Below are 12,718 nucleotides of genomic sequence, written 5' to 3'. Positions count from 1 at the left end.
CCTGGGGCGGGGCGCTCGTAGGATGAGCGGATGTTCGGATTCCTGTTTCTGGCCGTCGTCGCCGCCGTGACCGGGTGGCTGGTGCGGCGCGTGCAGCGTCGGCGGGCGGCGGACGGTGTGCCCGCCGGCCTCCCCTGCATGGCACGCCACCCGGCCGGCCGGGGGCGCTGGCGGTCCGGCCGGCTGTACGTCGACCAGGGCGCGGCCCGCTGGCTCCCGCGCCGGGGGCCGGCCGTCGGCCTGGCCGGCGCCCGCGCCACCGGCGTCCGGCCGCCCTCGGTGCGGGAGGGCCTGTCCATCAACCCCGCCTCCCGGATCGTCACCTGTACCCCGGCGGCCGGCCCGGTCATCGAGATCGCCGTGATGCCGCTGGACCTTCGGGAGCTGCTGGCAGTGGTGCCGCAGGCGGAGGCGGAGGCGGAGGCGGAGGCCGGCACCGGGGCGGCCTAGGTGTTGAGTTCCGCGAGGACGCGCAGGGTGTGGGGGTCGGGTGCGGTGAGGAGGAGGTCGGTGACCGGGCCCTTGCGCCAGAGGTCGAGGCGTTCCGCGATCCGCCCGCGCGGGCCGATCAGGGAGATCTCGTCCGCAAACGCGTCGGGGACGGCGAGCACCGCCTCCTCCTTGCGGCCGGCGAGGAACAGGTCCTGGATGCGGCGGGCCTCCTCCTCGTAGCCCATCCGGGCCATCAGGTCGGCGTGGAAGTTGCGGGCCGCGTGGCCCATGCCGCCGATGTAGAAGCCGAGCATCGCCTTCACCGGCAGCAGCCCCTCCGCGACGTCGTCGCAGACCTTGGCGCGGGCCATCGGCGCGATCACGAAGTTCTCGGGGAGCGCGGTCAGCGAGGCCTGGTAGACGTCGGTGCGGGTCGGCGACCAGTACAGGGGGAGCCAGCCGTCCGCGATCCGGGTCGTCTGGGCGATGTTCTTCGGGCCCTCCGCGCCGAGCAGGACGGGCAGGTCCGCGCGCAGGGGGTGGGTGATGGGCTTGAGGGCCTTGCCGAGGCCCGTGCCGCCCGGCCCGCGGTAGGGGTGGCTGTGGAAGCGGCCGTCGAGGGCGACGGGCGCCTCGCGGCGCAGCACCTGGCGGATGACGTCCACGTACTCCCGGGTCGCGGTGAGCGGGCTCGCGGGGAACGGGCGCCCGTACCAGCCCTCCACCACCTGCGGCCCCGACAGGCCGAGCCCCAGCATCATCCGGCCGCCAGAGAGGTGGTCCAGGGTCAGGGCGTGCATGGCGGTGGCGGTGGGGCTGCGGGCGGCCATCTGGGCGATGGCGGTACCGAGCCGGATGCGGGAGGTGTGCGCGGCGATCCAGGTCAGCGGGGTGAAGGCGTCCGACCCCCAGGCCTCGGCCGTCCACACCGAGTCGTACCCGAGCCGCTCGGCCTCCCTCGCGAGGGCGAGGTGGTCGGGGCCGGGGCCGCGGCCCCAGTAGCCGAGTGCGAGTCCCAGGCGCATGTGCGGCCCCCCGTGAGTCCCCGGTGAGTCCCGGACGGGCCTCATCTGACGATGCGTCAGGAGACTGTAGAGCAATGGCCCCCCGCCCGGAAGGGCGGAGGGCCGTCGCGGGCGTCGTGGAGGCTATCCGCGCTGGATGCCCGAGGTGTCGTTCAGGACGCCGCGGCGGCCGTCCTGGGTCTGGGCGATCAGGGTGGCCTCGCCGCGCTGCTCGACGGCCAGGTACCAGGTGCCGGGCGCGAGTTCCGCGATCGGGGTGGGCGAGCCGTCCTCCGGGAAGAGCGGCCGGGCCACCGGGACGGCGAACCAGAACGGGGAGAAGTCCGCCGCCGGGCCGGGGGCCGGGTGCTGGGCCGCGTCCTGCGGGCCGGGGGCGGGCGCCGGCGTCCCGCCGTACGGCGGGACGGGCTGCGGGGTGGAGCCGTACGGCTGCTGCTGGGCGCCCGGGTACCCGTACCCGGCGCCGGGCTGGCCGCCGAAGGGCGGGACCGCGGCCGGACGGGGCTCGGGTACGAGCTGACCGGCCAGCGCGGGGATCTGCGGCCCGGCGACGGCCACACCGGCCAGCGCGAGGGCGGCGAGGAAGGACAGGATGCAGCCGGCGCCGAGGTCGGCCCTGGCCGGGCAGACGATCAGCGACCACAGGGCGTTCCAGGCGGCTGCGACGGCGAGCACCGTACCCCAGGCGGCCAGCGGCAGACCGAGCACCTTGCGGGACTCCGGCTGGAAGCGGGCGGAGATCAGCAGCCCCGCCGCGACGAAACCGAGCAGGAAGATGGCGGGCAGGGCGAGGCCGCTGTAGTCGGTGTTCCACACGCTCGGCATGTCGGCGCCGGTGACGGAGTAGAAATCGAGGAACGAGGCGATGAACAGCAGCACCGCTGCTCCGATCACCACGCCGTCGCCTCGAGTGAGGGAGCGGATGTTCACGTCTTAGGTGTCCTTCTCGGTCTCGGTCGTCTCGTGGTGCCGCGGTCGCAGATCAGAGCTGGAGCGGGGCGGGCGGCACCATGGTACGGAGGTTTCCCGTGGCCGAGAGGGCCGGGGCGGCGGGTGGCCCCGGATGGGGACTACCCGCCCAGGAAGCCGACGATACCGTCCGCGATGCCCTGCGCCGCTTTCTGGCGCCACTGCGGATTCGTCAACTGCGCCGCGTCCTTGCTGTCACGCATGTTGCCGCATTCGATGAACACCTTGGGCCGGGTTGAGAGGTTCAGTCCGCCCAGATCGTCGCGGATCACCAATCCTGTGCCGCCGCCGAGGTAGTTGGCGGGGCTCGACCCCGTCGTGCGGGCGAAGTTGCTCGCGATGCGTTCCCCGAGCCGCCGCGAGGGTTCCACGATCTTCGCGGTGTCCGCCTTCCCGCCCTTGACCTCGGCGGGGAGGATCACGTGGTAGCCGCGGCTGCCCTCGGAGACGCCGTCCGCGTGGACGGAGACGACGGCGTCCGCCTTCGCCTCGTTGCCGATGCGGGCCCGCTCGTCGATGCAGGGGCCCCAGGCGCGGTCCGTCTCGTGCGTGAACACCACCTTGAGGCCCTTGGCCTCCAGAAGAGTGCGCAGCCGGCGGGACACGTCCATGGTGAAGTCGGCTTCCATGTAGCCCGAGTTGGTCGTGGTGCCGGTGGTGTCGCACTCCTTGCGGTTGGTGCCGATGTCGACCTCGCGGTCGATCTCGGCGGTGTGGTCGAAGTTGCCGGTGTTGTGCCCCGGGTCGACGACCACGATCCGGCCGGCGAGCGGGCTCCCGGCGGGCGGCTGCGCCGAGGAGGCCGTGCCGGAGCGGCCGGCGGCGGTGGGAGTGGCCCCGGCGGCGGTGTTCGGCTTGCCGTCCAGACCGGTGGCGTGGGAGGCGGGCAGCGGCGCGGCGGCCGGGGGCGGCTGCCGGTCGTGCCCGGACCCGGTCAGCGCCTGGGTCAGCACCCAGGCCGCGAGGGCGGCCGGGACGAGGGACGCGGCCGCGATGGTGAGGGCGGAGCGGCGCATGAACCAGCGCCGGTCCGGACTGATCGAAGAGGCGGACTCTGGGGGCGGGGGACTGTCGTCGTAGCGCACGTCGCGATGCTAGACCGGCCCTGCCCGGGGGGACCGGAGCTGGGCCATCCGAGGGCGTGGTCCGTTTATATGCCTGAGGTCGTGTATATGCCTGAGGGCGCGTCACGCCCGGGGCGGGGTGAGCAGGCGACGGAGCCAGCGGGTGCGGGCGTCGCGGGCGTCCCGGGTGAGGGCCGCTCGCGGTGCCAAGGAGTCGAAGCCGTGGCAGGCGCCGGGCCAGACGTGCAGTTCGGCCTGGCCTCCGGCCTGCCAGATCGCGTTCGCGTACGCCACGCCCTCGTCCCGGAAGATCTCCGCCGACCCGACCTCGACATAAGCCGGGGGGAGTCCGGAAAGGTCCGTGGCGCGGGCCGGGGCCGCGTAGGGCGGCAGGTCCGAGGCGCCGTAGCGGTCGCCCAGCGCCGCCCTCCATGCCGTCTCGTTGGAGCCGGGGTCCCACACGCCGTGGCCGGCGGCCGGCTGACGTCCGGAGAAGGAGCCGCCGCGGTCGTCGAGCATCGGGGACAGCAGCAGCTGCCCGAGCGGCGCCGGACCGGCACCGCCCCGGTCACGGACCAGCAGGGCGAGGGCGGCCGCGAGCCCGGCGCCGGCGCTCTTGCCGCCGATGACGATGCGGTCCGCGTCGATGCCCAGTCCGTCGGCGTGCCCGGCCGCCCAGACGAGCCCGGCGTGGCAGTCCTCCAGCGGTCCCGGGTATGGCGTCCGGGGCGCCAGTCGGTACTCGACCGAGATGACGGCCAGTTCCAGGGGGAGGACCCACTCGCGCAGGATCCGCGGCAGCACGGACCAGGCGTTGCCCATGACCAGGCCGCCACCGTGCATGTAGTACAGCAGGGGCAGCGGCCGCCCGGCGAGCCCGGCCGGCCGCGCGCTGACGAGCGTGACCTCCGGGCCGTCCGGCGGTCCCGGCACCCGCAGTTCCGCCACGTCGAAACGCCCCCGGGCGGCCAGCTCCTCGACCGTCGGCCTGGGCCGCCGCACGGCATCGCGCCGCTGCCGGTCCTCAAGGTTCGCCGGAGTGAGCGGCTCCACCGCCCGCGGCCCCATCGCCGCCATAACGGCGCCCAGTTCGGGGTCGAGGGGCGGCACGGCTCGCGGCGCCGGCCCGCGGCGGCGCTCACCGGTGGCCGGTGGGACGCTCTCGGCCGCAACGCTCTCCCCTGGACCCATGCGGCACAGCCCATCACACCGCCGGGCGCCCACCCGGGCCGGGCGGGGCGGCGCCCGCAACCTCAGGAACGGTGGACGGAGTCCAGGGCGGCGAGGTCGTCACCGGTCCAGACGCAGGGCGCCGGCCGCCACGTTGGCGTCGAGGTGGAGGGGGTCGCCGGTCGGGAATGGCCAGGACGCGCGCCCCGCCGGCCGCGCCGGCCGTGCGCCCCGGCCCGGACCGGTTGATCAGTTCGTTGGCCGGGCGCAGCGGTGAGAAGCAGAACCGATGCCGATCCGCCTGATCTCGGTGCCGCCGCCGAGCATCCAGGTGCCGGCCGCAGCCGCGGCCGGGACGACGCCCTGCGGGGCCGGAGTGGTGTTCGTGTCCTTGCCCGTGTCCGGGGTCATGTCGGGGTGATCGCCACCGTGCGGGCTGCCGGGCCATGGGGCAAGGGATGTGTGAATCCTCGGCGCGGCTGCCGTCAGACGCCTTCGCCGGTGCGCCGGAGCACGCGCAGCGAGTCCGTCACCGAGACCTCCTCGAAGGCGCCGGAGGCCAGTGCGCGCAGGTAGATCCGGTACGGGGCCTGCCCGCCGTCGGCCGGGTCCGGGAACACGTCGTGGATCACCAGGGTGCCGCCCACGGCCAGGTGCGGGGCCCATCCCTCGTAGTCGCCGTTCGCGTGCTCGTCGGTGTGCCCGCCGTCGATGAAGACGAAGCCCAGCGGGCCGCCCCAGGCAGCCGCCACCTGCGGGGACCGGCCGACGACCGCGATCACGTGCTCCTCCAGACCGGCCCGGTGCAGGGTGCGGCGGAAGGTCGGAAGCGTGTCCATCAGCCCGATCTCGGGGTCCACCACCGTCGGGTCGTGGTACTCCCAGCCCGGCTGCTGCTCCTCGCTGCCCCGGTGGTGGTCGACGGTCAGCACGGCCACGCCCGCCTCGCGGGCGGCGTCGGCCAGCAGGAGGGTGGAGCGGCCGCAGTACGTACCGACCTCCAGCAGCGGCAGACCGAGCGCGGCCGCCTCGGCCGCGGCGGCGTACAGGGCGAGCCCCTCGCCCACGGGCATGAACCCCTTGGCGGCCTCGAAGGCGGCGAGGGTCTCCGGCTTGGGGCTGGCCATGGTGGTTCCTCCTGCTGAGCGGGGTGCGCGTGGGCGGCCCATGGTGCCCTACCGCCCGGTAGGGCACCACGTCCGGGGGGCCCCGGCCTGGCGGCCCGGTGCACACAGGGTGAGGCCCAGGTGGTGGATGCGGGGCAATTTCCCCTCTTCGGAGTGGAGTTGAGGGCTTCCGGCCACACGGGGTGCCACGGCGTGGCTACGCTCGGCGACAGACCGAACCGGACGCCGCGCGGCGGCTGCTTGGAGGTGACCGCTCCGTGGTCCACAACCGCGAACTCGATCCCAGCGCCTCTCCGCTGGACTACTACGGCGCCGAACTGCGCCGCTACCGCGAGGCCGCCGGAATGAAACAGGCCCAGCTCGGCAGCTGCGTCTTCTGCACCGGATCGCTGATCGGCATGATCGAAAAGGCCCGCAGGGTGCCGACCCGGGACTTCTCCGAGCGGGTGGACGCGGCGCTCGACACGGGCGGCTTCTTCTCCCGGCTGGTGGGGCTGGTGCTGCGGAGCCAGCTGCCGACGTGGTTCCAGGCGTATGCGGAGATGGAGGCACGGGCCCGGTGCATCTCCACCTTCCAGGCGCAGCTCGTCTACGGGCTGTTGCAGACCCCCGCGTACGCGCGGGCGGTGCTGGGGGCGCGGGGCGACGGCGACCTCGACGGCAAGGTGGCCGCGCGGCTGGACCGGCAGCGGATCCTGGACCGCGAGGAACCGCCGCTGATGTGGGTGGTGATGAGCGAGGCCGTTCTGCACCAGCAGATCGGCAGCCGGGACGTCATGCGGGAGCAGCTGGCCCACTTGCTGGTGCTCCAGGAGCGCGACTGGGTAAAGACGCAGATCCTGCCGTTCGAGGCGGGAGCTCATGCGGGTCTGCCGGGCTCGTTCACCCTCCTGCGGCTCGACGACGGGCACGACCTCGTCTACACCGAGGACTTCGTCCAGGGCCATATGACGGCCAATCCGCAAGCACTCAGGGAGGGTTCGCTCCGTTACGATCTTTTGCAGGCCGCCGCCCTCTCCGTGGAGGACTCGGCGGCACGGATCGCCCGCGTAATGGAGGAGCGTTATGGACACCATCCAGCACATGACGGGCACGTCGTGGCGTAAGTCCTCGTACAGCTCCGACACCGGCGGTGAGTGTGTCGAGTGCGCCCCCCTCGGCGGCGCCGCGTGGCGTAAGTCCTCGTACAGCGGCACCACCGGCGGCCAGTGCGTCGAGGTCGCCGCCCAGCCCTGCGTCGTCGCCGTCCGGGACTCCAAGCACCCGGACGGGCCCGCCTTCACCGTGAGCCCCGACGCCTTCACGGAGTTCGTGCGCGGTCTCTGAAACGGGTTCCGGGCCCGGTTCCGGCGTGAGGACGACCCCTCGCGCCGGAGCCGGGCCTTCGTCGTGTCCGGCGGGGGACCGCGAGTTCGGCCGGAACGGGTGACGATCTGACCTTCCGTCAGAATGGAACGTGTTCTAGCCTGCCGCGCATGGGCATCGGAATCACGCAAGAGCAACGGGAGTTGGCCGACGCCGTGCGCGGCCGGCTCGCGCGGGCCGTGCCGCCCGAAGAAGTGCGCAAGCTGCTCGACGCCCCGCCGCAGAGCGGGGTGCGGCCCGCGTACTGGGACGACCTGGCCGACTCCGGGCTGCTGTTCCCGCACCTGGAGGGCGGGACCCTGCTCGACCTCGCCGTCGTCGTGGAGGAGGCCGCCCGGACGGCGCTGCCCGGGGCGTACCTGCCGAGCGCGCTGGCCTCCGTACTCCTGGCGCGGGCCGGGGCGCCGCCGCTCGGCGGGCGGGTGGGGGCCGTGGCGCTCGGGCCCGGGACCATGACCGCCGCCGCCCTCGAAGGGGGCGGCTACCTGCTGGAGGGGCTCGCGCCGCCCGTGCTCGGCGCCGGGGAGGCGGAGATCCTGCTGCTCGCCGCCGAGGCCGAGCCGGGGACGCTCTGGTTCGCCATCGACGCCGGCGCCCTGGACGTGCGGACCCACGACAGCGCCGACCCGACCCGGCCCACCGCCGAGGTGCGGGCGCGCGGGGTCGCCGTACCGGCCGGGCGGCTGCTGGGGCTGGACTCCGCGCTGGTGCGGGACACGGCCTGCGCGCTGTTCGCGGCCGACGCCTGCGGGACCGCCGCCTGGGCGGTGCACACCGCCGCCGAGTACGCGAAGGTGCGCGAGCAGTTCGGCCGGCCCATCGGGCGGTTCCAGGGCGTCAAGCACCTGTGCGCCGACATGCTGGTACGGCTGGAACAGGCGCGGGCGCTGGCCTGGGACGCCGCGCAGGTGCTGGACGAACCGGACGGGGTGCGCTCGTTGGTGACCGCCCTCGCGGCCGCGACCGCCCTGGACACCGCCTACTCCTGCGCCAAGGACTGCATCCAGGTGCTCGGCGGGATCGGCTTCACCTGGGAGCACGACGCGCACGTCTTCCTGCGCCGGGCGATCGTGGCCCGCCAGCTGCTCGGCCCCGGCGACGCGCACCGCGTGCGGGCCGTGGGGCACGCGGCGGCCGGCGCGCGGCGGGAGCTGCGCCTTGAACTCCCCGCGGAGGCGGACACGTACCGCGCCAAGGCCCGCGGCGTGATCCGGGGGGCGAGGGGCCTCGATCCGGCCGCCGCCCGCAAGGTCCTGGCGCCGACCGGCTACGCGGCCCCGTACCTGCCGCCGCCCTACGGGCTGGGCGCCGGGCCCGTCGAACAGCTGGTGGTGCAGCAGGAGCTGGCGGCGGCCGGGGTCAGGCTCGCCGACCTCGGGATCGCCACCTGGGTCGTGCCCTCGCTGCTCGCCTACGGGACCCCGCGGCAGCAGGAGACGTACCTGATGCCGACCCTGCGCGGGGACGTCACCTGGTGCCAGCTCTTCTCGGAGCCCGGCGCGGGCTCCGACCTGGCCTCGCTGCGGACCAAGGCGGAGCCGGCGCAGGGGGGCGGCTGGATCGTCAACGGACAGAAGGTGTGGACGAGTTCCGCGCACAGCGCCGACTTCGGGATCCTCCTCGCCCGCACCGACCCGCAGGCGCCCAAGCACAAGGGACTCGGCTACTTCGTGGTCGACATGCGCACGCCCGGCATCGGCATCCGGCCGCTGAAGGAGATCACCGGGGAGGCCTTGTTCAACGAGGTCTACTTCGACGACGTCGCGCTGCCCGCCGACGCGCTTATCGGGGCGGCCGACGAGGGCTGGAAGGTGGCCCGCAACACCCTCGGCAACGAGCGCGTGCACATGGCCGACCAGATGACCTTCGACACGGGGCTCGAAGCGCTGATCACGGCCTGCGCCGCCGGACCGGACGACACGTACCGGGCGCGGGCCGGCGCGCTGGCCGCCGAGGCGCACGCGTTGGCCTGCATCGGCCTGCGGACCACGCTGCGGCAGGTGTCGGGGCTGGAGCCGGGCGCGGGTGCCTCCGTACGCAAACTCGTCCAGACCCCGCACCAGCAGCGGCTAACCGAACTGGCGCTGGAACTGCTGGGGCCCGCGGGCGCGGTGCGGGAGGGCGCGGGGGAGCGGGCGGTGCACGGGATGCTCATGTCGCGCTGCCTGACCATCGCCGGGGGCACCACCCAGGTCCAGCTGAACGTCGTCGCCGAGCGGATCCTCGGCCTTCCCAGGGACTGAATGAGGAGTGGCAGTGGCAGGGACGAAGTCGTACATCGTGGGCGTCGGCATGACGAGGTTCGAGAAGCCGGAGTCGCGGGACTGGCAGTACTGGGACATGGCGAAGGAGGCGGGGGGCGCGGCGCTGGCGGACGCGGGGATCGGGTACGAGCTGGTGGAGCAGGTGCCGGTGGGGTACTGCTTCCAGGCGTCGACGGCCGGGCAGTGCGCGGTGTACGAGCTGGGGCTGAGCGGCGTGCCGGTCTACAACGTGAACAACAACTGCGCCACCGGTTCGACGGCGTTGATGATGGCGCGGCAGTTCGTGGAGGGCGGGCTGAACGACTGCGTGCTGGCGCTGGGCTTCGAGAAGATGAAGAAGGGCGCGCTGGGCGGCGGCGCGGACGGCGGTGACTTCAAGGTCTCACCGGTCGCCCGGCACTACGGGATCATGGCGGCCGGGCACGGCTTCGAGATGTCGCCGCCGACCGCGCAGATCTTCGGGAACGCGGCGCGCGAGCACATGGAGCGGTACGGGACGACGGCCGCGCAGCTGGCGGCGGTGGCGGCGAAGAACCACCGGCATTCGGCGAACAACCCGAACGCGCAGTTCCGGGACGTGTACGAGGTCGAGGAGATCCTCGCGGCGAAGACCATCCACGATCCGCTGACGAAGCTGCAGTGCTCGCCGACCTCGGACGGGGCCGCGGCGGCGGTGGTGGTGTCGGAGCGGTTCATGGTCGCGCACGGGCTGCACGACAAGGCGGTGGAGATCGTGGCGCAGGCGATGACGACGGACACGGAGGCGTCGTTCGCGTCGGGCTCGTGCATCGACGTGGTCGGCAAACCGATGTCGGCTGCGGCGGGGCGGGCGGTGTTCGAGGCGTCGGGGCTGGGCGTGGAGGACGTGGACGTGATCGAGCTGCACGACTGCTTTTCCATCAACGAGTTGCTGACGTACGAGGCGCTCGGGATGTGCGGGGAGGGCGGGGCCGGGGAGCTGGTGGAGAGCGGGGCCACGACGTACGGGGGGCGGTGGGTGGTCAACCCGTCCGGGGGCCTGATCTCCAAGGGGCACCCGCTGGGGGCGACGGGGCTGGCGCAGGCGGCGGAACTGGTGTGGCAGCTGCGGGGGGAGGCGGGCGGTCGGCAGGTGCCCGGGGCGGGGGTGGGGCTCGCGCACAACATCGGGCTGGGCGGGGCGGCGGTGGTGACGCTGCTTAGGCGGTAGCGGCGGTGGCGGCGGTAGCGGCGGTGGTCGTAGCGGAAGCCGCCCCTCTTGTTTGTCACGGTCCCGGTACAAGGGTTTCTTGAATATGTTCAAAACCCCGTGTGCCGTGCCTACCCTGTCGACCGCCGTCCTCACCTTCCGGTGATTCTGGGCGGCCGACAGGGGAGGAACCTGATGTCCGACAACGCCGACCAGGCCAAACGCGAGGCGGACGCGCCCGGGCCGTCGCCGGCCGCCGGGCCGCCCCCGGCCGCGCCCGGGATGCCCGGGCACGATCCCGTGGCGTGGCACGGCTGGCTGATGCACCAGCACGAGCTGCGGCGGCAGCAGGCCCACGCCGATGCGGTGGCGAAGGCGGCCGCCTCGATCGGCGGGCGCGTCCGCACCGCCCAGGCCGCGCCGATCCGTACCGCCACGCTGGTGGCCGTGCTCGCCGCGGGGCTGGCCACCGCCGTCTTCCTCGGGGACGGCATGGGCCCCGGCCTGCTGCTCGCGGCGCTGCCGGCCATGGTGGCCGCCTACGTCTCGGCCCGCGCGGCCGGCCGCACCGCCCGGCCCTGGACCGTGCTGTGGGCCCTCGGCTGCGTGGCGCTGCTCGCCGTCCCGGCTCTGCGCGACTCCGCCTGGCCCTCGACGCTGGCCGTCCTGGCCGCCGTCATGCTGGCCGCGCTGGCCCTGCACGGGAGCCGGCGGTGGCCCGGCGTACTGCTGAGCCCGCTCGGCTTTCTGAGCACCGCCGTCTCCGGGGTCGTCTGGGCCTGGGCGGGGGTGCGGGCGCGGGCCGGCGGGTCCGGGCGTGAGCGCTGGCTGCCCGTCGCCAAGGCGAGCGTGGTGGCGGTCGGGCTGCTGCTGGTGTTCGGGGCGCTGTTCGCCTCCGCCGACGCGGCGTTCGCCGACCTGCTGGGGGACCTGGCTCCCGACGTCTCCGTGGGGGAGGGGCCCTTGCGGATCCTGCTCTTCCTGTTCGGCGCGGTCCTCGCGCTGGCCGGTGCCCGGACGGCCGCGGCCCCGCACCGCTGGGACCGCATCGAGGTGGCGCCGGGGAAGGCGCGGTCGCGGGTGGAGTGGGGGCTGCCGCTGATCGTGCTGAACCTGCTGTTCGCGGGGTTCATCGCCGTGCAGTTGGCGGTGCTGTTCGGCGGGTACGACAAGGTGCTGGAGAGCACCGGGCTCACCTACGCCGAGTACGCGCGCCAGGGGTTCTGGCAGCTGCTGTGGGCCACGGTGTTCGTGCTCGGCGTCATCGCGCTGGCCCTGCGGTGGGCGCCGCGGGGGACGGCCGGCGACCGGCGCTTCGTACGGGTGGTGCTGGGGGTGCTGTGCCTGCTGACGCTGGTGGTGGTCGCCTCCGCCGTGCGGCGGATGGACCTGTACGTGGACGCGTACGGGCTGACCAGGCTGCGGCTGTCGGTGGTCACGGTGGAGCTGTGGCTCGGGCTGGTGATCGTGCTGCTGATGGCGGCCGGGGTGGCGGGCGGTCGCTGGCTGGCCCGGGCGGTGGTCGGGAGCGCGGCGGTGACGGTGCTGGCGTTCGGGCTGGTGTCCCCGGACGGGGTGATCGCGCAGAGCAACGTGACGCGGTACCGGGAGGAGGGCAAGATCGACCTGGCCTACGCCCGTGACCTCTCGGCGGATGCGGCGCCGGCGTTGGACCGGTTGCCGGAGCCGCAGCGGTCGTGCGCGTTGATCGGGATCCGGGACGAGTTGCGGGACGGCGGGCGGGGTGGGGCGCGGTGGTACGCGACGAGCCTCGGGGAGTACCGGGCGCGGGAGATCCTGCGGGAGCGGCCGGTGACGGTGTCGCTGAGCGAATGCCGCTCGCTGGTCGCGCCCACCCCCGCCCGCTAACCCCGCGGGGCCCGCACCGGGGCCCGGCCGACGTCGGCCCCGCCAGTCCGCCCCCGGGGTCCGGCCAGCGTCGGCCCGCAAGGGCCGCACCCGGGCCCGGCAACTCCCGCCCCGCGGGAGTCCGCAGCGCGGGTCCGGCCAATTCAGCCTCGCCGGGGCTCCGGCCGCACCGGGGTCCGGCCAGCGTCGGCCCGCAAGGGCCGCACCCGGGCCCGGCAACTCCCGCCCCGCGGGAGTCCGCAGCGCGGGTCCGGCCAATTCAGCC

12 protein-coding genes are annotated in these 12,718 nt (G+C 74.2%); 6 read left to right on the top strand and 6 right to left on the bottom strand.

The window, feature by feature from the left end:
• Positions 1 to 30 precede the first annotated feature (30 nt).
• Positions 31 to 450 (top strand): hypothetical protein, encoded by a 420-nt coding sequence (locus ACIA6C_RS02390; protein WP_399272335.1) that lies wholly within the window; start codon positions 31 to 33, stop codon positions 448 to 450.
• Here ACIA6C_RS02390 and ACIA6C_RS02385 read toward each other — a convergent pair.
• From ACIA6C_RS02385 to ACIA6C_RS02360, 6 genes are all read right to left on the bottom strand, one after another.
• On the bottom strand, positions 447 to 1,457 hold the full coding sequence (locus ACIA6C_RS02385) for an LLM class F420-dependent oxidoreductase (RefSeq protein WP_399272333.1): 1,011 nt from the start codon (positions 1,455 to 1,457) through the stop codon (positions 447 to 449). The genes ACIA6C_RS02390 and ACIA6C_RS02385 overlap by 4 nt on opposite strands.
• 123 nt (positions 1,458 to 1,580) lie before the next feature.
• Entirely contained in the window at positions 1,581 to 2,387 is an 807-nt protein-coding gene (locus ACIA6C_RS02380; protein ID WP_361136395.1) for a hypothetical protein, read from the bottom strand.
• Between the two features lie 140 nt (positions 2,388 to 2,527).
• The gene (locus ACIA6C_RS02375) at positions 2,528 to 3,511 is read right to left on the bottom strand and encodes an N-acetylmuramoyl-L-alanine amidase (protein WP_399272331.1); all 984 of its coding nucleotides are present in this window, start codon (positions 3,509 to 3,511) and stop codon (positions 2,528 to 2,530) included.
• Between the two features lie 102 nt (positions 3,512 to 3,613).
• Entirely contained in the window at positions 3,614 to 4,567 is a 954-nt protein-coding gene (locus ACIA6C_RS02370; RefSeq protein ID WP_399274432.1) for an alpha/beta hydrolase, read from the bottom strand.
• A 342-nt stretch (positions 4,568 to 4,909) separates the two neighbouring features.
• Positions 4,910 to 5,071, bottom strand: coding sequence for a hypothetical protein (locus ACIA6C_RS02365; protein ID WP_399272329.1), 162 nt, complete (start codon positions 5,069 to 5,071; stop codon positions 4,910 to 4,912).
• A gap of 74 nt (positions 5,072 to 5,145) precedes the next feature.
• Complete coding sequence (locus ACIA6C_RS02360; RefSeq protein WP_361136391.1) at positions 5,146 to 5,787, bottom strand: class I SAM-dependent methyltransferase; 642 nt, start codon at positions 5,785 to 5,787, stop codon at positions 5,146 to 5,148.
• Between the two features lie 257 nt (positions 5,788 to 6,044).
• On the opposite strand from ACIA6C_RS02360, the gene ACIA6C_RS02355 reads away from it, so the two are divergent.
• From ACIA6C_RS02355 to ACIA6C_RS02335, 5 genes are all read left to right on the top strand, one after another.
• On the top strand, positions 6,045 to 6,893 hold the full coding sequence (locus ACIA6C_RS02355; RefSeq protein ID WP_399272327.1) for a Scr1 family TA system antitoxin-like transcriptional regulator: 849 nt from the start codon (positions 6,045 to 6,047) through the stop codon (positions 6,891 to 6,893).
• Complete coding sequence (locus ACIA6C_RS02350; RefSeq protein ID WP_399272325.1) at positions 6,871 to 7,113, top strand: DUF397 domain-containing protein; 243 nt, start codon at positions 6,871 to 6,873, stop codon at positions 7,111 to 7,113. Before ACIA6C_RS02355 ends, ACIA6C_RS02350 begins: the two co-directional genes overlap by 23 nt.
• A 149-nt stretch (positions 7,114 to 7,262) precedes the next feature.
• Positions 7,263 to 9,395: an acyl-CoA dehydrogenase gene (locus tag ACIA6C_RS02345; protein ID WP_399272323.1), complete on the top strand. Its 2,133-nt coding sequence runs from the start codon at positions 7,263 to 7,265 to the stop codon at positions 9,393 to 9,395.
• Between the two features lie 13 nt (positions 9,396 to 9,408).
• Positions 9,409 to 10,605 carry a thiolase C-terminal domain-containing protein gene (locus tag ACIA6C_RS02340; RefSeq protein WP_399272321.1) on the top strand — a complete coding sequence of 399 codons (1,197 nt, stop codon included), beginning with the start codon at positions 9,409 to 9,411 and terminating at the stop codon, positions 10,603 to 10,605.
• Between the two features lie 174 nt (positions 10,606 to 10,779).
• Entirely contained in the window at positions 10,780 to 12,453 is a 1,674-nt protein-coding gene (locus ACIA6C_RS02335) for a DUF4153 domain-containing protein (RefSeq protein WP_399272320.1), read from the top strand.
• The last annotated feature ends 265 nt before the right edge of the window (positions 12,454 to 12,718 follow it).

Origin of the sequence: Streptomyces sp. NPDC051578 (genome assembly GCF_044454045.1) — a bacterium.
GTDB lineage: Bacteria > Actinomycetota > Actinomycetes > Streptomycetales > Streptomycetaceae > Streptomyces.
Note: the sequence above shows the minus strand (reverse complement) of the source record. Positions and strands in the feature narration are given on the sequence as shown.